This window comes from Novosphingobium sp. BL-52-GroH (assembly GCF_044813085.1).
In the GTDB taxonomy this organism is placed as follows: domain Bacteria; phylum Pseudomonadota; class Alphaproteobacteria; order Sphingomonadales; family Sphingomonadaceae; genus Novosphingobium.
On the sequence record NZ_CP171152.1, the window covers coordinates 3,427,894 to 3,448,873 of the forward strand.

Consider the following 20,980-nt stretch of genomic DNA (forward strand, 5'->3'; position numbering starts at 1 on the left):
GATGGCGCCATGACGGTTCGATGATGGTGGGAAGGAGGTGATGGCCGCCTTCGCCAGCCGACCCAGATGGGGTCGTCGGCGGCCCCGGCGATCAACCTGGTCGCGCACGTCGAGAGGAGAGAGGCGGCGTTGGCTTGCAGCACCCCTCGAGGGCTGGATTCTGGCACGGTTATCGAAGTTGGGAACGGCCGCTTTGGGTGGAGGCTGTGTGAAAACGCGTTGTCTGTTTTTGAAGTAGCAGGCGCGTGGTGGCTCCTTCGGCTCAGCCTTTCATCGCCGCGATCATCCTCGGGGCGCCGAGCATGTTGATCGCGCGCTTCATGTTATAGGCGAGGACGTGGAGGCTCATTTCAGTTCCGACCTTCTCCAGGGTCCGGGTCTTGAAGTGGCTTCTTCCCATCCAGTCCTTGATTGTGCCGAACACGTGTTCGACGGTTCGTCGTCGGACGCGCATGGCGTCGGGCATGCGCTCGAGCCTTGCCTGCATCGTCTCGATCACGTGTTCGTGCTCCCACCGCTTGATCCGCCGTTCCTTGCCGGTCGTGCATTGCGGCTTGATCGTGCAAACGCCGCAATGACTGGACCAGTAGGCATGGAGCCGCAGGCCATGTTCGACTGTGGTAAAGCGGCGGGGGAGCGTTTCTCCCGCAGGGCAGCGATAGCTGTCTGTGGCCTGCTCGTAGCGGAAGTCCTGCTTGCCGAACCGTCCGTCAGCCTTGGCTCCGGAGGTAAGCGGCCTGGGACAGATCGCGGTAATGCCTTCTTCCTCGCAGGCCAGCACCTCGACGCCTGAGAAGTAGCCGCGGTCGGCAAGTACGGTCAGTTCGTTCGATCCGATCGCCGCGCGTGCCTTGCGGCCCATGTTCGCCAGTTGCGAGCGGTCATGACCGACATTTGTCACCTCATGCGCCACGATCATGTGACTGTCGGCATCGACCGCCGCCTGGAGGTTGTAGCCGACCAGCCCCGTTCCCTTCCCGGCACTTGCCATCGCCCGTGCATCCGGGTCGGTCAGCGAGATCTGACGGTCAGGTGCGTCCGCCACCACACGCTCCATCTCCTGAAGCTCGCGCATCTGGCGACGTAGCGCCTCGAGCCGTTCGCCAAGTCGCTTGGTGCGGACCTGCGCCACCACGTCCTCCTGCCGGTCAGCAGTGTCGAGCAGGCCGAGATAACGCTCGATGCTCGCCTCGATCTGCTCCATCCGCCGTCGGATTGCTCCAGGGGTGGTAAGCGGTAAAAATCCCCCACGTGGCGGTGGAGCCGCCACGGCAGGTTTGGCGATGTAATTTCGGTGATCAAGCAGCGGTGGCGATGTTGCTCATTTCGAACATGGTTTGCCCGGCGTTTGTATTGACCCAGTTGTATGGGAGCAGGTCGTCGATTGGATCGGTGTCGGAGCGGCTGATGATCCGGGCGAGCACATCGGAGAGGTAGGCGTAGGGCTCGAGGTCCAGCATCTTGCAGGTTTCGACCAACGAGGCGATCGCAGCCCAGTTTTCGGCTCCGAGCTGGTGGCCAGCGAAGAGCGCATTTTTCCTCTGAAGAGTCACTGGCCTGATGGCACGTTCGGCGGAGTTGTTGTCGAGCTCGATCCGCCCGTCGTCGAGGAACCGACTGAAGCCGGCCCAACGTTTCAGCGCATATTTCATCGCGTCGCTTGTCGCCGAGCCAGCCATGACGCGGGGGCTGATGGCGGTGAACCAGGCGTGGAGCTGCTCGACCAGCGGACGGCTCCGTTCCTGCCGTACAGCGAGGCGTTCCTCGGGCGGGCGACCACGGATGTCCTTTTCGATGCCGTAGATCCTGGCGATGCGCTGCAACGCATCCTGCGCGATCGGAGCATCACTGCCCGCGTCGACAAACTTACGTCGCAGGTGCGCCCAGCAGTAGGATTTCCAGACGCCAGCATTGGCGCGGTCATCCTTGCCGAACTGGTCGTAGGCTTGCCAGGCATCGACCTGCAGGATGCCCTGGTAGGCTCCCAACAGCTGTCTGGCCCACATGGCCCCGCGGCCGGGCATATAGGTGTAGAGCGCCAGCGGCGGATCGGCACCGCCATGGGGCCGGTCGTCACAGACGATGACCCACATGTAGCCGGTTTTGGTCTTGCCGGTCCCCGGTGCGAGCACCTTGACGGTGGTTTCGTCTACGGACAGCCGTGATCGTGCAAGTGCATCCACGCGCATCCGGTCGACGATCGGCAGCAGCGCCGCAATGCCCCGGCCAACCCAGTTGGCCAGCGTGGCGCGGCTGACCTCGATGCCTTGCCGCGCGAAGATCTTCGACTGGCGGTAAAGTGGAAGGTGGTCGCAGTATTTGTTGATGAGAACATCGGCGATCAGCGCTTCGGTCGGCAAGCCGCCCGGCACTACGCGCGCCGGTGCTGGGGCCTGGTGTACGCCATCGGTACAGCACCGGCATGCATAGCGCGGCCGGATCGTGACCATGACGCGGTGCTGCGCCGGGATGATGTCGAGCCGTTCCGCACGGTCCTCGCCGATCTTGTGCAGCGCGCCGCCACAGGCGCATTCCAGGCTGTCGGGTTCGATCACCACCTCGAAGCGCGGCAGATGCGCCGGCAGCGATGCGCGCTGTGTATCGGCGGGCCGGCGTTTGCGAGGCACGAGGCCATGACGCTCGGTTTCTTCGTTTGTCTTAGCCTGCAGGCCCTGGGCTTCGCCAAGGGCCACGGCCTGGTCTTCCAGCGCCAGTGCGAGCTGATCGGCAGGAAGCTTCTCCGAACGCTTGCCGAAGGTCGTGCGGTTGATCAGCTTGAGGATATGCTCGAGCCGCGCTGCGCGGGCGCGCTCGGCCAGCAGCATCGCCTTGAGCTGCTCGACGTCGTCGGGAAGCTCGTCGTATCCGGCTTCAGGCCCGGTCGCTGCAGTGAGTTCTGGATGCGCCGCCACGCCTGCATTCTAGCGGATTTTGCCTCGCGAGGAACAGCCTTGCGCCAAGCAGAATCAGGCTTGCGGCCTACTGCGCATGAAGCGGTTTGGGCACGCGCGGCACGTGCACGCGCGACCAGTCCAACCCCTCGATCAGCGCCGAGGCTTGCGCCGCCGACAGCTTCATCACCCCGTCGCCCGGGCGTGGCCAACGGAACTTCCCATCGTGCAGGCGTTTGGTCACCAGCACCAGCCCGGTGCCGTCCCAAACCAGAAGTTTGATCCGGTCCGCCCTGCGCGCCCGGAAGATAAACAGCATGCCTGAGAAGGGATCGAGTCTGAGCTCACGCTCGACCAGCGAGGCAAGGCCCACCATCCCTTTCCTGAAGTCCACGGGCTGCGTTGCGACCAGCACCTTCAGGGGGCCAGGCGGGATGATCACGCGCTCACCCGCGCGGCCAACAACACCCGCTCGATGTGATCCGCGCTCACGTCGGGCGGAATGCGGATCAACAGCCCGCTTGCCTCGACGATGATCTGGCCGCTCACTGGTGGCACTGCCGCGCTGGACAACTCGTCAACCTTTCCGCGCTCGACCATCGCAGGCACAAAGGTCATCGCCTCTGCGCGCTCCCGCAATCCGCGTCGCCATGTGTACAACTGCTGCGGAAACATCCCGTGGCGGCGCGCCACCGCTGACACATTGGCGCCCGGCTCCAGACTTTCCGCGATGATCTGCGCCCGCGCCTCGGGCGTCCAGTGCCGCTTGCCCCGCGGGCTTTCGATCACGTCAAGCCGCTGCACCTGACCCGGGGCGTTCGTTTCGAAACATGTTTCGAAATCAGTTTCATCACTCACTGGTAACCTCGCCATTTATTGCGGCGAAACTACCAACCTCGGAGCATCTGAAAATGTGGGGGATTTTTACCGCTTACCAGGGGTGAAGTTCCTGTCGCGCGTGTTCACCGCCTTGAACCGGCTGCCGTCCACCGCCACGGTGCCGCCAGCGATCAGCCCCAGCTCGCGGCACAACACCACGAACCGGTGGCAACTCGCCCGGATCGCCTCGCCGCTGTTGCGGCGGAAGTCTGCGATTGTCTTGAAGTCGGGCGCCAGCTTGCCTGTCAGCCACATCAGCTCCAGATTGCGTCCAGCCTCGCGTTCAAGCCGGCGGCTCGACTGCACCTGGTTGAGATAGCCATAGAGGTAGAGCTTGAGCATCGTTGCCGGATGGTACCCCGGACGGCCTGTCGCCGCCGCATCGCCAAAGCCTAGCGCTGACAAGTCCAGCTCGTCGACGAACACGTCGATCACCCGAACCTGGCTGTCCTCGGCAACGTAATCGTCAATGCAGTCCGGCAGAAGCTGAACCTCCCGCCGATCACAACCCTCGATGAAACGCCCCATCTCACGCCTTCCCAAACAGGCATAAAACATAGCAGATCACCGCGTTTTCACACAGCCTCGGTGGGGAGCGGGCATTGCAAACATTGCTCAGCGATGGCAGCTAAAACCCTATTGCAGTCGTGAACCTGCTCTTTAAAACTCAAAATTAATTATGTCCTTGAGATCAGTGATCCGGTGAGACTTGATCCGTGAAACGTAGGAAAATCCTCCTAGACATTTTGGTCATACTTTGCTCTTTTGACGTAGTATACATTGCGTATATCAGTTTCTCAGTCGAGGCAGCCGTCGAGAGCACCCTATCTCCCGATGGGCGCGAAGATTCGACTGCAGGCTGGGTCGCATACATGCCGGAATTAGAGGCTTCTTTACGCACCGATCCGCTCAAAGGTACGGGCCTCCATTCACCGCTCGACCCCCGATTTCTGAATTTGTTTGAGCGAGTAGATGGAGAGCTAGTAAACAGGCTTTCCATGATAGCAGGCGAGTGCCACATCGAATCGTATTCAATCAGGAATGCGAACGATATTTTAGGGTGGATGCCAGACCGCCTCTTCGCCCGCGAGTTGTCCCGCAAACAGCAAGATTGCTTGGTATCGCACCTGCCGAACGGCTATGTGCTCGCAGAACTTCGCCTTCCGCTCAAACCCTCACGGGTACCGTCATCGACAGACCTCTCGACGAAGGTGCGGAACGGAAATGCTTCTTTAAAAGCACAATAATACGCTCTTGATTGGTGGCTACACCGCGAACGAACAGCCGAACCTCCGCCACCCACCCCAATTTCAGACATCAAGCGGTCTAACCGTAATGTCCACAAAGGGGCGTATTCGGTCAGGCCGGTTTTCTTTACGCGCGGCGAGCACCGCACGGGCCGCTACAGAGCCCGGCGCTCGGCGTCCTGAGGTGCCGAAACGGGTGGGGTCCGGAACAGCTTCTTTTGCGATGCAAAATTCGAATGCCTGCCGCCCTTTCACGGGCGGCAGGTCCAGTAGATTAGATCCAGTTGCGGCCATCGAGTGAACAACCGTAGGGGGGCAACTGGCCGGCAAACCGAGATTGCATTTTGTGGCAGCCCCAATTCCGCAGAGGTGTCGGCGCATAGCCATTTAGCGCGATGCCGACCTCATCGTATGGGCTGCTGCCTAGGGCCACATACATATACCATCGGCCGCCAAACATCACCAACGCAGCCACAAAGACTACGATGACGACCCGTAGGAATTTTTGCATTTCTTCTCCGTAACGATCTGGGGGGAGATGGCCTTGCCTTGCACCGCGATCGCCATCAAGCTCTTTGCCGACTTATCCCGACGATCAACGTCCGCAAGGGAGCGCTTGCTTCCTGACCACTTTTGCGATGCGGAGCTGGGCAAAACCGCAGCAGACCTTCGCGGCCCGGACCTCACTGATACCGCAGCGTATTCCCGAACCCCTCGTTCGCCTTCGTCATCTTCGCGAGCTTGCGCAAATGCGCGCGCACGTTGCGGTGGACGCGGCGGTCGTCGTGGATGCCGGTGACGGGGTAGTCGTCCTGGCCGATCAGGTCCTTGATGCGCTGGGCGAACGTGGCCTGGTCGGCGGTGCGGTCGGGGAACCGCAGGGCGCGGCAGGTCCATTCCTCGGCGGCGGCGAGGTCGTAGTCGTCGCGGGCTTCGTAGCCGCGCCGGTCGGCGGCGGCCTGGTCGAGCCGGGCGGCCTCGCAGCGGCGCTCCAGCCAGGTGCGCACCAGTTGCCCGTCCCAGGGATTCGCGGATTCGTTCATCGTTTTCTCCAGACGCGCCCGTCCTTGCCCCAGCGGGCGCGATAAGGACAGGGGGCGGGAACCATCGGCGCCCCGATCGCTTGCCCCCGCACCAGCCAGCGCACCGCTTGCCAGCGCGCAGCCATCATCCTAATGCCGGGATCATCCCCCGCCGATCACAGACGGACCCGTCGCTCTTGATCCTATCCCCTTTCGAATGGACCATCGCGAAGCGCTACATGCTGCCCGGCAAGGGCGAGCGCTTCATTGCCCTGGTCGCAGGCATCAGCCTCGTCGCGGTCGCCCTCGGCGTCGCCGCGCTGGTGATCGTCATGAGCGTCATGAACGGTTTCCGCGCGGAGCTGTTCGACAAGATCGTCAACCTCAACGGCCACGCCATCATCCAGGCCTACGGTGGCCGGCTCGACGACTGGCAGGGCGTGCTCAAGGATGTGCGCGCGACGCCGGGCGTCACCCGCGCCTCGCCCCTGATCGAGCAGCCGCTGCTGGCCAGCTTCAACGGCCGGGTCGAGGCGATCCTGGTGCGCGGCAACACGGCCGAGGACATCGGCCGCCTCAAGGACAAGGTGAAGTCCGGCTCGCTGGCCTCGCTCAGGCCCGGCGGCGACACCGTCGCCATCGGCAAGCAACTGGCGCAGAACCTGGGCGCGCAGGTCGGCGACGTCATCACCATCATCAATCCGCAAGGGCGCTCGACGCCGTTCGGGACGGTGCCGCGCCAGATCGCCTATACGGTCTCGGCCATATTCGAGATCGGCGTCTACGACTACGACAACGCCTTCGTGGTGATGCCGATGCAGGATGCGCAGACCCTGCTGCTGACCGGCGATGCGATCGGCATGATCGAGGTCACGACCAACGATCCCGACAACGTCGGCGCGATCCTCGCGCCGCTGACCCGAAAGCTGGAAGGCCGCGCGGTGGTCAACAGCTGGAAGACCATCAACGCCTCGCTGTTCGAGGCGCTGGCGGTGGAGCGGGTGGCGATGTTCGTGGTGCTCTCGATCATCGTGCTGGTGGCGGTGTTCAACATCCTGTCCTCGCTCATCATGCTGGTGCGCGCCAAGACGCGCGACATCGCGATCCTGCGCACCATGGGCGCGACGCGCCGTTCGCTGCTCAAGGTCTTCGTGACGGCGGGTTTCTGCATCGGGGCGATGGGAACGTTCGTGGGCCTGATGCTCGGCTTCGTGTTCCTGTTCTTCCGCCAGCCGATCGTCCATCTCGTCGAGATCGTCACGGGCCAGAACCTGTGGGACCCCTCGATCCGCTTCCTGACGGAACTGCCCTCGCGCTCCGACCCGGTGGAGATCGTCACGATCTGCATCATGGCGCTGGTGTTCAGCTTCCTCGCCACGCTCTACCCGGCCTACAGGGCGGCGAGCACCGATCCCGTGCAGGTGCTGCGCTATGAGTGAAACCATCCCCGCTTCCGTGTCCGACGCCGTGGTGCGGCTGACGCAGGTGACCCGCAGCTTCGAGCAGGGCGGCGTGACCATCGACGTGCTGCGCGGCGTCGACCTGACCGTGCGCCCCGGCGAGATCGTCGGCCTGCTGGGCCCTTCGGGATCGGGCAAGTCGACGATGCTGCAGGCGATCGGTCTCCTCGAAGGCGGTTTCGGCGGCCGGATCGAGATCGCCGGGATCGACGCCAGCAAGCTGGGCAAGGACCAGCGGGCGGCGGTGCGGCGCGACCACATCGGCTTCGTCTACCAGTTCCACCACTTGCTGCCCGACTTCAACGCGATGGAGAACGTGGTGCTGCCCCAGCTCATCACCGGCAAGGGCCGCGCGGACTGCGAGGCGCGCGCGGGCGAACTGCTCACCGCGCTGGGCCTCGGGCAACGGCTCGAGCATCGGCCCAGCAAGCTCTCGGGCGGCGAACAGCAGCGCGTCGCGGTGGCGCGGGCCCTGGCCAACCGCCCGCATCTGGTGCTGGCCGACGAGCCCACCGGCAATCTCGACGAGGCGACCGCCGACAAGGTTTTCGGCCAGTTCCTGCAGCTCGTACGGGGAGAAGGCAGCGCGGCGCTGGTCGCCACCCACAACGAGCGGCTGGCGGCGGCGATGGACCGGGTCGTGCGGCTGCACGACGGGGTGCTGACCTGAAATCCATGGTGCGCATTCCAACGGAACCGCCGTTGAACTCGCGGTTTTCTGTTCCCACATCGAGCGTGCGAGTTTGAACAGAAAGGACAGCGCGAATGAGCGAGATTCCGTCCACCATCGAGACCACCGGCACCCCGGCGAAGGGCTTCGGCTGGCACGACACCGCCGAGCTTCACAAGTGCGAGGACGGGGGCGGCCTGTTCCACAGTTTCAAGACCATCCGCCGCGGCACCGTGGCCGAACTGATCCGCTTCGTCATGGGCCTGCCCGAGGACAAGCAGGACGACTACGCCATCGACAAGGACGGCGACCACACCTTGCGCATCGGCGAGATCCGCACCCTCTCGCGCCGCGCGGATTTCCCGACCATATGACGCGAGACCCGCGCACCATCGCCGATTTCACGGCGACCCTGCCCAATGGCGAGAAGGCCGACCTGGCCGATCGCCTGGGCAAGGTGGTGCTGGTGGTCAACACCGCCAGCAAGTGCGGATTTACGCCGCAGTACAAGGGCCTCGAGGATCTCTGGCAGCGTTACCGCGAGCAGGGCTTCGAGGTGATCGCTTTCCCGTGCAACCAGTTCGGCAAGCAGGAACCCGGCGAGGCCGACGAGATCGCCGCGTTCTGCGAGGTGAACTTCGGCCTGTCGTTCCCGCTGATGGGCAAGGTCGAGGTCAACGGGGCGGGCACCACCCCGCTCTACGCCTGGCTGAAGGCGCAGGCGCCCGGGCTGCTCGGTTCGAAGTCGATCAAGTGGAACTTCACCAAGTTCCTGATCGACCGCCAAGGCAAGGTCGTGCGCCGCTACGCCCCCACCGACAAGCCCGAGGCGATGGCCGAGGATATCGAGGCTTTGCTGCGCGCACCGGCTCCGGCTTCGGCTTCGGCTTCGGCCTGAACGAGGCGGGGCGGTTCCCTCCTACCGTCACCCTGAACTGGTTTCAGGGTCCATTCCTCCTCAGGGCCCGACGGTCCGGGTCATAGCATCGCGCTGCGGTTTGCTGCGCATGACGCTGCACCTGCGGCACGATGGACCCTGAAACAAGTTCAGGGTGACGAGGGAAGGCGCGCGAGACGGGCGCGCGCTTGCCCAAGCCTCCGCCCGCCGACATAACCGCCCGATCAACGGAGGCTTCCAACTCATGCAGCGCCTGCCTTTTCGCTCCATCCTGTGCGCCGTCGCGTTCGCATCGGCCGCCTGTGCGCCGGTACTGGCCGATGCTCCGGTCGCCCGGACCGGCAGCGGCGACGTTGCCGGAAGCGTCGATCATGGCGTGGTGAGCTGGAAGGGCATTCCCTTCGCCGCGCCGCCGGTGGGCGACTTGCGCTGGCGCGCCCCGCAGCCGGTGCCGGCGTGGCAGGGCGTGCGCAAGGCCGTGGCCTATGCCAACGACTGCATGCAGAAGCCGTTCGCCAGCGACGCCGCCCCGCTCGGCACGCCGCCGGCCGAGGATTGCCTCTACCTCAACGTCTGGAAGCCCGAGGCGGCACGGGCCAAGCTGCCGGTGGTGCTGTGGATCTACGGCGGCGGCTTCGTGAACGGCGGCTCGTCGCCCCCGACTTATGCGGGTGACGCACTGGCGCGCAAGGGCGTGATGGTGGTGAGTTTCAACTATCGCCTCGCCCGCTTCGGGACCTTCGCCCATCCACAACTGACCGGGCAGGGCGCCGATGGCGGCCTGCTCGCCAACTACGGCATCCTCGACCAGGTCGCCGCGCTGAAATGGGTGCACGAGAACATCGCGGCCTTCGGCGGCGATCCCGCCAACGTCACGCTGATCGGCGAGAGCGCGGGCGGCATGTCGGTGCACATGCTGCTGACCTCGCCGCTGAGCCAGGGGCTGTTCCAGCGCGCGGTCATCATGTCGGGCGGCGACGGCGGGATGCTGGCCTCGGGCGGCATGGCCGAGGCCGAAAAGGTCGGCCAGGCCTTCGCGGCGACCAAGGGCATAGCCGCGGACGATCCGCAGGCGCTGGCGAAGCTGCGCGCGCTGCCGGCGGAACAGGTCGTCGACGGGCTCAACCTTTCGGCGATGTTCGGCAGCGACCCGCGACCGCCGTTCTCCTCGCCGTTCCCGGACGGACGCGTGGTGGTCGATATCGCCGCGGCCTATGCTGCGGGAAGGTTCACCCATGTGCCGGTGATGGTCGGCGCGACAAGTGCCGACATCGGCGGCCCGGACGGGTTCATGGTCAAGGGCGCGCGCGCGGTGGCCGCGACCCTCTCGGCCGCGGGCGTGCCGGTCTATGCCTACCGCTTCTCCTACGTGGCCTCGTCGCTCAAGGATGCCGGGGCGGGCCATGCCAGCGACATCCCGTTCTTCTTCGATACCCAGGCGATCAAGTACGGCAATGCCACCACCGCGCGCGACAACCACGTCGGCCACCAGATCAGCGATGCGCTCGTGGCCTTTGCGAAGACCGGCGATCCCAACGGCGGCACGTTGCCCCTCTGGCCGCGCTACGATGCGGCGAAGGACGTGATCCTGGATTTCGCCGCCGATGGTGACGCGCGGGTAGGCCGGGACCCGCTGACGGCGCGCTGAGCGTCGTCCCGGGCTCGCCCCGGGACCGTGGGCAAGGCCACGCCGCATAGGGGAACCCCACGGCACTGCCTGGCCGGTGGAGAGCCATCTTCTCACCCCCCGCCGCTATCCCCGATCTTTTCCCCGCGACCCTTGATCCGCGCCCGGTCGAGACCCTAAATTCCGCCGATGGCCCATGCTCCCTTCGTACCGCTTCGCATCTTCTCCAGCTTCACCATGCTGGATGGCGCGATCGATCCGAAGGCGATCGCCAAGCTGGCCAAGGAGCGCAAGTTCCCCGCCGCCGGCATCTGCGACCGCAACGGCCTTTACGGCGCCCCGATCTTCGCGGGCGCGGCAAAGGGTGCGGGCGTTCAGCCGGTCATCGGCACGTTCCTCGCGATAGCCCGCCCGGGAGCCGTTTCGCAGGGGCAGGACCTGCCGATCGACTGGCTGGCGCTGTTCGCTCAGAACGAGGCGGGCTGGCTCAACTTGTGCCATCACGTCAGCCGCGCGCACCTCGACCGTCCGCTGGAACTCGATCCGCACGTCCAGCTCGAATCGCTGCGCGGTTACAGCGATGGACTGATCTGCCTGACCGGCGGCAACGAAGGCGCCCTCGCGCGGCTGTTCGCTGCCGGCAAGTACGACGCGGCGGAAAGCTACTGCGACACCCTGCAGTCGCTGTTCGGCGACCGTCTCTACATCGAGATCACCCGCACCGGCGAGCCCGAGGAGGACGAGAGCGAGGAGGAGCTGATCGCGCTCGCCTACCAGCGCGACATCCCGCTGGTGGCCTCCAACCCGGCGCAGTTCCCCGAGCAGACGTTCCACGCCGCGCACGATGCCTTGCTGTGCATCGCCAATTCCACCCATATCGACGCGCCGGACCGTCCGCGCTCCTCCTCGGAGCGCTGGGTCAAGCCGGTCGCCGTGATGCAGGAACTGTTCGCGGACCTGCCCGAAGCGCTGGCCAACACGCTCGTCGTCGCCCAGCGCTGCGCCTATGCGCCGCCCAAGCGCAAGCCGCTGCTGCCCAGCCTCGCCGGTGACCGCGAGGGCGAGGCGCGCATGCTGGCCGACGATTCGCGCCGCGGCCTCGCGGCGCGCCTGGCGCCCTACTGGCCCGAAGTCACCGAGGCCGAACTCGACGAGGCAATGGCCTTCAAGGGCGAGGAGCGCCGCGCCGCCTACGAAATCCTGCGCGAAAAGGGCGTCACCGAAGACTTCCTCGTCTATGCCGACCGCCTCGATTTCGAAGTCGACATCATCGTCGGCATGGGCTTCCCCGGCTACTTCCTCATCGTTGCCGACTTCATCAAGTGGGCGGGCGACAACGGCATCCCGGTGGGCCCGGGCCGTGGTTCGGGCGCCGGTTCGCTGGTCGCCTGGGCGCTGACGATCACCGGGCTCGACCCGCTCAAGCTGGGCCTGCTGTTCGAACGCTTCCTCAATCCGGAACGCGTCTCGATGCCCGACTTCGACATCGACTTCTGCGAAACCCGGCGCGGCGAGGTGATCCGCTACGTCCAGGCCAAGTATGGCAGCGATCACGTCGCCCAGATCATCACCTTCGGCAAGATGAAGGCCCGCGCGGTGCTGCGCGACTGCGGGCGCATCCTGCAGATGAGCTACGGCCGCGTCGACAGCTTGTGCAAGATGGTGCCCAACCATCCGACCGACCCCTGGACGCTGACCGAGGCGCTCCACGGCCGCAAGTTCCAGGGCGTCACCAAGGACCCGCCGGTCGCCGAGTTCCGCCGCGAATACGACATGGACCCGGAAGTCCGGCGGCTGCTCGACCTTGCCGTGCAGTTGGAAGGCCTGCCGCGCAACTCGTCCACCCACGCGGCCGGCGTCGTGATCGGCGATCGTCCGCTGGCGCAACTGGTGCCGCTCTATCGCGATCCGCGCTCGGACATGCCGGTGACCCAGTTCGACATGAAATATGTCGAGGACACGGGCCTCGTGAAGTTCGACTTTCTCGGCCTCAAGACGCTTTCAGTGTTGCGCAAGGCCTGCGACCTGCTCGAACGGCGCGGCGTGACGATCAACCTGTCGACGCTCGCGTGGGACGATCCGGCGGTCTACGAACTGCTCAAGCGCGGCGACACCGTCGGCGTGTTCCAGCTCGAATCCGAAGGCATGCGCCGCACCCTGGCAGCGGTGAAGCCGACCAACTTCGGCGACATCATCGCGCTCGTCTCACTCTACCGGCCGGGCCCGATGGACAACATCCCGCTGTTCGGCCGTCGCAAGAACGGCCTAGAAGCCATTGAATACCCGCACGAAAAGCTCTCGGTGATCCTGGGAGAGACTTACGGCATCTTCGTCTACCAGGAGCAGGTCATGCAGGCCGCGCAGATCCTGGCGGGCTATTCGCTGGGTGACGCCGACCTTCTGCGCCGTGCCATGGGCAAGAAGGTGCAGGCCGAGATGGACGCGCAGCGCCAGCGCTTCGTCGAGGGCTGCAAGACCGTGTCCGGCATCGAGAAGGCCAAGGCGAACGAACTGTTCGACTTGATCGACAAGTTCGCGGGCTACGGCTTCAACAAGTCGCACGCCGCCGCCTACGCGCTGCTCGCCTACCACACCGCCTGGTTCAAGGCGCACTATCCGCACGAGTTCTACGCCGCCGCCATGTGCTTCGACATGCACCAGTCGGAAAAGCTGGCGATCTTCGTCGACGACATGCGCCGCAACGGCATCGAACTGGCGGCGCCCGACATCAACAAGTCGGAAGCCGAGTTCATCGTCGAGGAAACGGCCGAAAGCCATGCCGTGCGCTACGCGCTGGCGGGCATCCGCAACGTCGGCGAGAAGGCCATGGACGCGATCGTCGCCGAGCGCGTGGCGAACGGTCCGTTCGAAAGCCTCGACGACGTGTTCCGCCGCGCCCCGGCAGGTTCGATGAACCGCCGCCAGCTCGAAAGTCTGGCTGCGGCCGGCGGTTTCGATTCGCTCGAACCCAACCGCGCCAAGGTCCTCGCCAATGCCGACATCCTGCTGGCCGAGGCCGACCGCTCCTCTCGCGAGCGCAATTCGAGCCAGCACGGCCTGTTCGGCGGCGACGATCACGAGGAGCAGGGCCTGCGCCTCGTCGACGCCGAGCGCTGGAGCCGCGCCGACCAGATGGCCAAGGAGCGCGAGAACTTCGGCTTCTATTTCGCCGCGCACCCGGTCGAGCAGTACCGCGCGGTCGCCTCGGCCAACGGCGCGCGCACGTACGGCAGCCTCATGGCGGGCGGGGGCGGGGGCGGGCGTACCGGCGCGGTCATGGCGGCGATGGTGGAGAGCGTGCAGAAGCGCAAGACGCGCAAGGGCAAGGACTTCGTCATGGCCGATTTCTCGGATCAATCGGGCAACTTCTCCGCCTCGTGCTTCGAGGAGAGCCTGGTCGAGAACTTCGTGCGCTGGTCGAAGGAGGGCACCTGCATCCTGCTCAACGTCGAACTCGATTCGCCCAGCGTCGACGAGCCGCCGCGCGTGACGGTGCGCGGCGGGCGACCGCTGGCCGAGGTCAAGGCCGATGCCCGGATGGTGCTGAAGCTCGACATCGACCGGATCGACGCCGTGCAGGAACTCGCCCTGCTGATGCGCCCGGGCGCCAAGGGGAGCGGCGAGGTGATCGCGACGCTGCACCTGGGCGAAGGGCGCGAGCAGAAAGTGCGCCTCGGGCGCGACTTCGCGCTCGACGGTGAATTCGCCGAGCACCTGCAGGGCGTTGCGGGCATCAGCAACGTCTCGCTGACGGCCCGGCGCGGGCCCGAGCGTGTGCCCATGGCGGCCTGAAGGCCCTGTCGTCCCGGATGTCGTCCGGGACTTTCGGCAAGGCCCCGCAACCGGCTTCGCGGGCGCGATGTCGTCTCGCGATGACCGCGCTCGACTTTCCTTGTCCTTATTTTACAATTCCTTTCGCAGGAATGGTGCACAAGTGCCCGCACCACGCCGGCACGGGAGAGATGCACGATGCTTGGGGGGATGCAGGATTGGGAACTGCGCGTCTCGGGTCTGCTCGACCACGCGGCCCGTTCCGATCCCGCGCGCGAGATCGTCACCCACTGGGCCGACGGCGCCCGCACGCGGACCACCTGGGCCGACTTGCGCCGTGACGCGCTGCGCGTGGTTCAGGCGCTGCGCCGCCTCGACATCTATCCCGAGGATCGCGTCGCCACCCTGGCGATGAACCATTCGCGCCACCTCGCCAGCTGGTTCGGCATCACCGGGGCGGGCTGCGTGCTGCACACGATCAACCCGCGCCTGTTCGACGACCAGCTCGAATACATCGTCAACCATGCTCGCGACCGCGTGCTGATCTACGACGTCGCCTTCCACCCCATCGTCGAGCGGATGCGCCGCCGCTGGCCGACGATCGAGCACTACGTCTGCTTCGACGACGGCCGCTACGCGGTGACGTTCGCGGACTGGATCGCGGTCGAGGACGGAGACGCGATGTGGGACATGAACGACGAGCGGGCGCCATGCATGCTGTGCTACACCAGTGGCACCACCGGCGATCCCAAGGGCGTGCTCTACTCGCACCGCTCCAACGTGCTGCATACTCTGGCGATGATCCAGCCGGCGTGCCTGGCGATCGAGCCGCGCTCGTGCGTGCTGCCGGTGGTGCCGATGTTCCACGCCAACAACTGGGGCCTGCCCTGGGCCTGCGCGGCGACGGGCGCGAAGCTGGTCTATAGCCAGGTCAACGAGCCGGTCGTGCTGTGCGACCTGATGGAGGCCGAGAACGTCACGCACGTCGGCGGCGTGCCGACCGTGTGGTTCGCCATGTTCGAGCATATCGACCGCACCGGGGCGGCCATGCCCGGCTTCAAGCTGGCGCTCTCGGGCGGTTCGGCCGTGCCGGTTGCCGTCGTCGAGCGGCTGATGCGCGCCGGGGTGCGCGTGGTCCAGGCCTGGGGAATGACCGAGACCTCGCCGATCGCCACCATCACTTACGAGCCGCCCGGCTGGGACGAGATGACGTTCGAGCAGCAGGTCGCGTGCAAGAGCCGTCAGGGCAGGGCGGTGTACGGCAGCGAGGTGCGCACCGTCGGGCTGTCCGGCGCGGAAGGGGCGGCGGACCGCGACGGGGCGACGTCGGGCAAGCTGCAGGTGCGCGGCCCCTGGACGATCAGGCGCTACTTCGAGGCGGAGGAGGATGCGGTCGGTCCCGACAACTGGTTCGACACCGGCGACGTCGCGTCGATCTCCGCCAGTGGCGAGGTTCGGCTGACCGACCGCACCAAGGACCTCATCAAGTCCGGCGGGGAGTGGATCAGTTCGGTGGAACTCGAGAATGCCGCGGTCGGCCATCCCGAAGTGCTGGAGGCCGCCGCCATCGGCATCGCCCATCCCCGCTGGGACGAACGACCCGTGCTCGTCGTCGTGCGGCGGCCGGGCGCCTCGGTGTCCGCCGAGACCCTGCGCGCGTTCCTCGCCGGCCGCGTCGCGAAATGGTGGCTGCCCGATGCGATCGAGTTCGTTGCGGAACTGCCCCACACCGGCACCGGCAAGATCAGCAAGAAGGACTTGCGCGCGCAGTTCCGCGACTATCGCCTGCCGGACTGAGGACTGCCTCGCCCCGGACCCGGCCGGGACGAGGCGCATGCCTACTTGTTGGTGTTGACTGCGTCCTCGGCGGCGTCGCCTACCTTGGTCGCGGCATTGCCCACGTTGTTGGCGGCTTCGGCGATGGCGTTGTCCTTCGCGCTCTCGCTCGAATTCTGGCTGAAGAGGTAGACCCCGCCCGCCACCACGACGAGCAGGATCAGCGCCATGATGATGCCCAGGCCGCTGCTGCGGGGCGGGGCTTCGTGGATGATCGTGGTATGCGTCGCCGGGGCATCCGCGGGGGGCGGGGTAACGATCGTTTCGTCGGCCATGTGCGGCTCCTGTCCGTTGTCTTCTGGCCATGGGAACGCGCGTGCCGCCTTGCGGTTGCGAACCCCGGAGCGAGGCACCCCGTTCCATCTCCGGCCATATCGGCGTCTCTCGCGCAGGCAGGAACCCGCCTGGCAAGTTTTCGTGTTGTGCTATCCTCGGCTGGGCTCCCGCCTGCGCGGGGATGACGAGCAATATTTGCCGGGCTGGCGAACAGCGTTTCCGGGAACGAGGCCATGGCCTCGACACCGCGTCACAGCAGCGAGAGTTGCCCATCCAGCGCCGGCTTGCGGAACTGCGTGCAATCGAGCGCGACGTGCGGCCCGGTGATGCCCAGGCGCGTGGCGGCGACGCGGAAGCGGCGGCGCAGCAGGTCGGCCCAGACGCCCTCCGGCCTCATGCGGGTGAAGAAATCGGGGTCGTTGTCGCGTCCGCCGCGGATCGAGCGGATCGTCGCCATGACCTTGGCCGCGCGGTCCGGAAAGTGGGTGTCCAGCCATTCGCGGAAAAGCGGCGCGACTTCGTGCGGCAGGCGGACCACGAGCCACGTCGCGGAGCGGATGCCGTTCGCCGCCGCTTCCTCCAGGATCGCCTCGATGAAGCTGTCGGTGATCGCCGGGATGATCGGCGCCACCGAGACGTGCGCCGGCACCCCTGCCTGCGCCAGCCGCCCGAGCGCCGCCATCCGCTTCGCCGGCGAGGCTGCGCGGGGCTCCAGCTTGCGCGAAAGCTGCGCATCGAGGCTGGTCACGGAAATGCCGACGTGGACGAGGTTGCGGCGGGCCAGTTCCTGCAACAGGTCGAGGTCGCGCAGCACGCGGTCGGACTTGGTGGTGATCGTCACCGGATGGCGCACGTCGAGGCACAGTTCGAGCACTTCGCGGGTGATGCGGTAGCGGTTCTCGATCGGCTGGTAGGGATCGGTGTTGGTGCCCATGGCGATCGGCGCCGGCTTGTAGCCGCGCTTGGCCAGCGTTTCGCGCAGGAGCCTGGCTGCCGCCGGCTTGGCGAACAGCTTCGTCTCGAAATCGAGGCCGGGCGAGAGATCGTGGTAGGCATGGCTGGGCCTGGCGAAGCAGTAGATGCAGCCATGCTCGCAGCCGCGATAGGCGTTTACGGAGCGGTCGAACGGCACGTCGGGCGACTTGTTGAACGAGAGGATCGAGCGCGGATGCTCCTCCGTCACGGTGGTCAACGGGTGGCGGGCCAGGCCGTCGACCGTCTCGACGTCGTCGAGCCAATCCCCGTCCGCCTCGCGCCCGGGCAGGTTGAACCGGGCGCTCGTCGCGCCGCTGACTGCACCTCTGCCCTTGATCGCGTCCATCGCCATCGAATGAACAAAAAGAGAACAAATGTCAATCCATCCCTCGCCGGTTGATCTTGGGAAGCCGCGCCCCTAGGCCGGTGGCGAAGGGGAAACACGATGGCAGGCGCAGTGCGCAGGGTCGGAGCCGAGACGTCCGCGACGCGGGCGCTCATCGTCGAGGCGACCAACCAGTTGATCCGCGACGAGGGCTATGCGTCCGTCAGCACGCGACGCGTCGCGACGCAGGCCGGGCTCAAGCCGTCGTTGGTGCACTACTATTTCCCGACCACCGACGACCTGCTCGTCGAAGTCTCGCGGCAGGGAGCGGCCGACAGCGACCGGATGATCGAGGAGGCGCTGGGCTCCGAGGATCCGCTGCGCGCGCTCTGGGGATTCTTCGTCGATACCAGCCGTACGGCGATGGCGCTCGAATTCATGGCACTGGCGAACCACCGCCCGGCCGTGCGGGCCTACATGGCGCAGCACAGCGAGGAAATGCGCGCGCGCCAGGTCGATATCCTCAAGCGCATCCTGGGCGACCGGATCGACCGCCTCGAAGGCTTCGATGCGGCGGGCCTCAGCCTCGTCCTTGCCGGGATCGGCCGGGCCATCGTGATGGAGCAGGGCCTGGGCGTGAGTACCGGCCATGCGGAGGCGATGCGAATCGTCGAGATGTGGCTCGACAAGCTCGCGCCCGTCGAAGCCGGGCTCGACAAGCGGACGGCGCCGCTCCCCGACGAGTAGGGCCGCCGCCTGCGACATACCGCGTCGGCGGTGACTTGCCCCGCGACCGGCGCCCGCAGGCGACCCTGCTTGACCCTCCCGCAGGTTTGACGGAGATGTGATAACAACGTTCTCACATCCTGCCCGAACTATGGGAGAGTCCAAAATGTCGGTCGCCACCAAGACCCAGCTCAAGGTCGAACACGTCAAGCCGAAGATCGGCAGCCGCATCCTCAATTCCAAGGAGGAACTGCTGTGCGGGGAACTCGGGCCGCTGCTGCGCGAGGAACTCGAGGCGCGCGGCATCCTGGTCTTCCCGCAGATCCACTTCGACGACGCCGAGCAGATCGCCTTCACCAAGACGCTCGGCGAATATGCGCCGGAAGGCCCGGACGGCGGGCCCAGCAAGATCACGCTCGACGCGAAGGAAAACCCCGCTGCGGCCGAGTACCTCAAGGGCTCGCTCTACTGGCACATCGACGGCACCCGCAACGAAGTGCCGATCCTTGCCTCGTTGCTCTCATGCAAGGTGCCCAGCCCCAAGGGCACCGGCAACACCGGCTTCTCCAACACTTACGCCGCCTACGAGGCGCTGTCGGACGAGGACAAGGCCAAGTACGAGGACATGCGCGTGCTCCACGCACCCTGGGCTTCGCTGTTCTACTACGAGCCCGAGCCGAGCCTCGCCAAGCTCGCGATCATGCAGGGCATCGGCGAGAAGGTGTTGCCCCTGGTGTGGAAGCACGCGTCGGGCCGCAAGTCGCTGGTGCTGGGGTGCACTTGCCATCATGTCCTCGACGTCGACCACCTCGAGAGCGCGCGGATCATCCACGGCCTGCGCGAATGGGCGACGGGCGAGGAGTTCACCTATAGCCACGAATGGTCGGTGGGCGATCTGGTGATCTGGGACAACACCGGCACCATGCACCGCGCCGAGGCCTACGACCCGACGTGTGGCCGCATGATGCACCGCACCAAGCTGGAGGGCGAGGAAGCCTGGGCGGTGGAATGATCCAAATCCTCCCGGTTCCGAAGGAATGGGGAGGAGTGAAGATGGAAAAAGCCCGCCGACTCATCCGAGTCGGCGGGCTTTTTCGTAACCACGACCGGCGGCTCGCGCCGCCGGTCCCGGGAGATCAGGCCCAGGCGGCCATTTCCGTCTCGAGGTTCTCGACGATGGCTTCGAAGAACTGCTCGGTGGTCATCCAGGACTGGTCCGGACCGATCAGCAGCGCGAGGTCCTTGGTCATCTTGCCGCTCTCGACGGTCTCGATGCAGATCCGCTCGATCGTCTCGGCGAACTTCACGACGTCCGGCGTGCCGTCGAACTTGCCGCGATAGGCGAGGCCGCGGGTCCAGGCGAAGATCGAGGCGATCGGGTTGGTCGAGGTCGACTTGCCCTGCTGGTGCTGGCGGTAGTGACGGGTCACGGTGCCGTGCGCCGCTTCGGCCTCGACGGTCTTGCCGTCGGGCGAGAGCAGCACCGAGGTCATCAGGCCCAGCGAGCCGAAGCCCTGCGCCACGGTGTCCGACTGCACGTCGCCGTCGTAGTTCTTGCAGGCCCAGACGAACTTGCCCGACCACTTGAGCGCCGAGGCGACCATGTCGTCGATCAGGCGGTGCTCGTAGATGATCTTGGCTTCGGCGAACTTCTCCTTGAAGCCTTCGGTGTCGAATACTTCCTGGAACAGGTCCTTGAAGCGGCCGTCATAGGCCTTGAGGATGGTGTTCTTGGTCGACAGGTACACCGGCCAGCCCAGGTTGAGGCCGTAGTTGAACGAGGCGCGCGCAAAGTCGCGGATCGATTCGTCGAGGTTGTACATCGCCATGGCGACGCCCGGAGCCGGGAAGTCGAACACGTCGAGGTCGATCTTCTCGCCGTTCTCGCCGTCCCACACGAGGCGCAGCTTGCCGGCGCCGGGGATCAGGGTGTCGGTGGCCTTGTACTGGTCGCCGAAAGCGTGGCGGCCGACGACGATCGGGTCGGTCCAGCCCGGAACCAGGCGGGGCACGTTCGAGATCACGATGGGCTCGCGGAAGACCACGCCGCCGAGGATGTTGCGAATCGTGCCGTTGGGCGACTTCCACATCTTCTTGAGGCTGAATTCCTCGACGCGGGCTTCGTCGGGAGTGATCGTCGCGCACTTGACGGCGACGCCGAATTCCTTGGTCGCGTTGGCGGCGTCGATGGTGATCTGGTCGCCGGTCTCGTCGCGCTTCTCGACCGAGAGGTCGTAGTACTTGAGGTCGATGTCGAGGTAGGGGAGGATCAGACGCTCGCGGATCCACTGCCAGATGATGCGGGTCATTTCATCGCCGTCCATTTCGACGACGGGATTCGCAACCTTGATCTTTGCCATTCTAAAAAGACTCCCCT

16 protein-coding genes and 2 pseudogenes are annotated in these 20,980 nt (G+C 65.7%); 9 read left to right on the forward strand and 9 right to left on the reverse strand.

Going from position 1 to position 20,980, the window contains the following annotated elements; all coding sequences use genetic code 11:
• Positions 1-262 precede the first annotated feature (262 nt).
• The 6 genes and pseudogenes from ACFFDA_RS29100 to ACFFDA_RS29125 form a co-directional block, all read right to left on the reverse strand.
• Positions 263-1,228, reverse strand: a pseudogene (locus tag ACFFDA_RS29100) (transposase); the annotation flags it as partial.
• Between the two features lie 70 nt (positions 1,229-1,298).
• Positions 1,299-2,825 carry an IS66 family transposase gene (gene tnpC / locus ACFFDA_RS29105; protein WP_404478319.1) on the reverse strand — a complete coding sequence of 509 codons (1,527 nt, stop codon included), beginning with the start codon at positions 2,823-2,825 and terminating at the stop codon, positions 1,299-1,301.
• A 154-nt stretch (positions 2,826-2,979) separates the two neighbouring features.
• Positions 2,980-3,333: an IS66 family insertion sequence element accessory protein TnpB gene (gene tnpB / locus ACFFDA_RS29110; RefSeq protein ID WP_011608149.1), complete on the reverse strand. Its 354-nt coding sequence runs from the start codon at positions 3,331-3,333 to the stop codon at positions 2,980-2,982.
• Positions 3,330-3,680, reverse strand: a complete 351-nt coding sequence (gene tnpA, locus ACFFDA_RS29115; protein ID WP_404477676.1) for an IS66-like element accessory protein TnpA — start codon at positions 3,678-3,680, stop codon at positions 3,330-3,332. The genes tnpB and tnpA overlap by 4 nt, the downstream gene beginning before the upstream one ends.
• 141 nt (positions 3,681-3,821) lie before the next feature.
• A pseudogene (locus ACFFDA_RS29120) lies at positions 3,822-4,298 on the reverse strand (transposase); the annotation flags it as partial.
• 1,402 nt (positions 4,299-5,700) lie between these two features.
• Positions 5,701-6,060 (reverse strand): hypothetical protein, encoded by a 360-nt coding sequence (locus ACFFDA_RS29125; protein WP_404480719.1) that lies wholly within the window; start codon positions 6,058-6,060, stop codon positions 5,701-5,703.
• A gap of 176 nt (positions 6,061-6,236) precedes the next feature.
• On the opposite strand from ACFFDA_RS29125, the gene ACFFDA_RS29130 reads away from it, so the two are divergent.
• The 7 genes from ACFFDA_RS29130 (at position 6,237) to ACFFDA_RS29160 (ending at position 16,262) form a co-directional block, all read left to right on the forward strand.
• The gene (locus ACFFDA_RS29130) at positions 6,237-7,478 is read left to right on the forward strand and encodes a lipoprotein-releasing ABC transporter permease subunit (RefSeq protein ID WP_404480720.1); all 1,242 of its coding nucleotides are present in this window, start codon (positions 6,237-6,239) and stop codon (positions 7,476-7,478) included.
• Complete coding sequence (locus tag ACFFDA_RS29135; RefSeq protein ID WP_404480721.1) at positions 7,471-8,169, forward strand: ABC transporter ATP-binding protein; 699 nt, start codon at positions 7,471-7,473, stop codon at positions 8,167-8,169. The genes ACFFDA_RS29130 and ACFFDA_RS29135 overlap by 8 nt, the downstream gene beginning before the upstream one ends.
• 95 nt (positions 8,170-8,264) lie before the next feature.
• Positions 8,265-8,543, forward strand: coding sequence for a hypothetical protein (locus tag ACFFDA_RS29140; protein WP_404480722.1), 279 nt, complete (start codon positions 8,265-8,267; stop codon positions 8,541-8,543).
• Entirely contained in the window at positions 8,540-9,067 is a 528-nt protein-coding gene (locus ACFFDA_RS29145) for a glutathione peroxidase (protein ID WP_404480723.1), read from the forward strand. Before ACFFDA_RS29140 ends, ACFFDA_RS29145 begins: the two co-directional genes overlap by 4 nt.
• 244 nt (positions 9,068-9,311) lie before the next feature.
• Positions 9,312-10,715, forward strand: coding sequence for a carboxylesterase/lipase family protein (locus ACFFDA_RS29150; protein WP_404480724.1), 1,404 nt, complete (start codon positions 9,312-9,314; stop codon positions 10,713-10,715).
• A gap of 168 nt (positions 10,716-10,883) precedes the next feature.
• Positions 10,884-14,486, forward strand: coding sequence for a DNA polymerase III subunit alpha (gene dnaE / locus ACFFDA_RS29155; RefSeq protein ID WP_404480725.1), 3,603 nt, complete (start codon positions 10,884-10,886; stop codon positions 14,484-14,486).
• 177 nt (positions 14,487-14,663) lie between these two features.
• Entirely contained in the window at positions 14,664-16,262 is a 1,599-nt protein-coding gene (locus ACFFDA_RS29160; protein WP_404480726.1) for a long-chain fatty acid--CoA ligase, read from the forward strand.
• Between the two features lie 41 nt (positions 16,263-16,303).
• On the opposite strand, the gene ACFFDA_RS29165 is transcribed toward ACFFDA_RS29160, so the two are convergent.
• Together ACFFDA_RS29165 and ACFFDA_RS29170 are read right to left on the reverse strand one after the other, a co-directional pair.
• Complete coding sequence (locus ACFFDA_RS29165; RefSeq protein WP_404480727.1) at positions 16,304-16,576, reverse strand: hypothetical protein; 273 nt, start codon at positions 16,574-16,576, stop codon at positions 16,304-16,306.
• Between the two features lie 251 nt (positions 16,577-16,827).
• Positions 16,828-17,898: a PA0069 family radical SAM protein gene (locus ACFFDA_RS29170; protein ID WP_404480728.1), complete on the reverse strand. Its 1,071-nt coding sequence runs from the start codon at positions 17,896-17,898 to the stop codon at positions 16,828-16,830.
• Positions 17,899-17,997: 99 nt separating this feature from the next.
• Here ACFFDA_RS29170 and ACFFDA_RS29175 point away from each other — a divergent pair, with 99 nt between their 5' ends.
• Positions 17,998-18,624 carry a TetR/AcrR family transcriptional regulator gene (locus ACFFDA_RS29175; RefSeq protein WP_404480729.1) on the forward strand — a complete coding sequence of 209 codons (627 nt, stop codon included), beginning with the start codon at positions 17,998-18,000 and terminating at the stop codon, positions 18,622-18,624.
• Between the two features lie 145 nt (positions 18,625-18,769).
• Positions 18,770-19,615 carry a TauD/TfdA dioxygenase family protein gene (locus tag ACFFDA_RS29180; protein ID WP_404480730.1) on the forward strand — a complete coding sequence of 282 codons (846 nt, stop codon included), beginning with the start codon at positions 18,770-18,772 and terminating at the stop codon, positions 19,613-19,615.
• A gap of 124 nt (positions 19,616-19,739) precedes the next feature.
• Here ACFFDA_RS29180 and ACFFDA_RS29185 read toward each other — a convergent pair whose 3' ends face one another.
• Positions 19,740-20,963: an NADP-dependent isocitrate dehydrogenase gene (locus ACFFDA_RS29185; RefSeq protein WP_404480731.1), complete on the reverse strand. Its 1,224-nt coding sequence runs from the start codon at positions 20,961-20,963 to the stop codon at positions 19,740-19,742.
• Positions 20,964-20,980: the final 17 nt, after the last annotated feature.

Excerpts from the sequence above, each read along its gene's own strand:
- tnpC (WP_404478319.1), bottom strand. The coding sequence starts at position 2,825 with ATGCTGCTGGCCGAGCGCGCCCGCGCAGCGCGGCTCGAGCATATCCTC.
- ACFFDA_RS29175 (WP_404480729.1), top strand. The coding sequence starts at position 17,998 with ATGGCAGGCGCAGTGCGCAGGGTCGGAGCCGAGACGTCCGCGACGCGG.
- ACFFDA_RS29160 (WP_404480726.1), top strand. The coding sequence starts at position 14,664 with ATGCTTGGGGGGATGCAGGATTGGGAACTGCGCGTCTCGGGTCTGCTC.
- ACFFDA_RS29135 (WP_404480721.1), top strand. The coding sequence starts at position 7,471 with ATGAGTGAAACCATCCCCGCTTCCGTGTCCGACGCCGTGGTGCGGCTG.
- ACFFDA_RS29145 (WP_404480723.1), top strand. The coding sequence starts at position 8,540 with ATGACGCGAGACCCGCGCACCATCGCCGATTTCACGGCGACCCTGCCC.
- ACFFDA_RS29140 (WP_404480722.1), top strand. The coding sequence starts at position 8,265 with ATGAGCGAGATTCCGTCCACCATCGAGACCACCGGCACCCCGGCGAAG.
- ACFFDA_RS29180 (WP_404480730.1), top strand. The coding sequence starts at position 18,770 with ATGTCGGTCGCCACCAAGACCCAGCTCAAGGTCGAACACGTCAAGCCG.
- dnaE (WP_404480725.1), top strand. The coding sequence starts at position 10,884 with ATGGCCCATGCTCCCTTCGTACCGCTTCGCATCTTCTCCAGCTTCACC.
- ACFFDA_RS29125 (WP_404480719.1), bottom strand. The coding sequence starts at position 6,060 with ATGAACGAATCCGCGAATCCCTGGGACGGGCAACTGGTGCGCACCTGG.
- ACFFDA_RS29150 (WP_404480724.1), top strand. The coding sequence starts at position 9,312 with ATGCAGCGCCTGCCTTTTCGCTCCATCCTGTGCGCCGTCGCGTTCGCA.
- ACFFDA_RS29165 (WP_404480727.1), bottom strand. The coding sequence starts at position 16,576 with ATGGCCGACGAAACGATCGTTACCCCGCCCCCCGCGGATGCCCCGGCG.
- ACFFDA_RS29185 (WP_404480731.1), bottom strand. The coding sequence starts at position 20,963 with ATGGCAAAGATCAAGGTTGCGAATCCCGTCGTCGAAATGGACGGCGAT.
- ACFFDA_RS29170 (WP_404480728.1), bottom strand. The coding sequence starts at position 17,898 with ATGGACGCGATCAAGGGCAGAGGTGCAGTCAGCGGCGCGACGAGCGCC.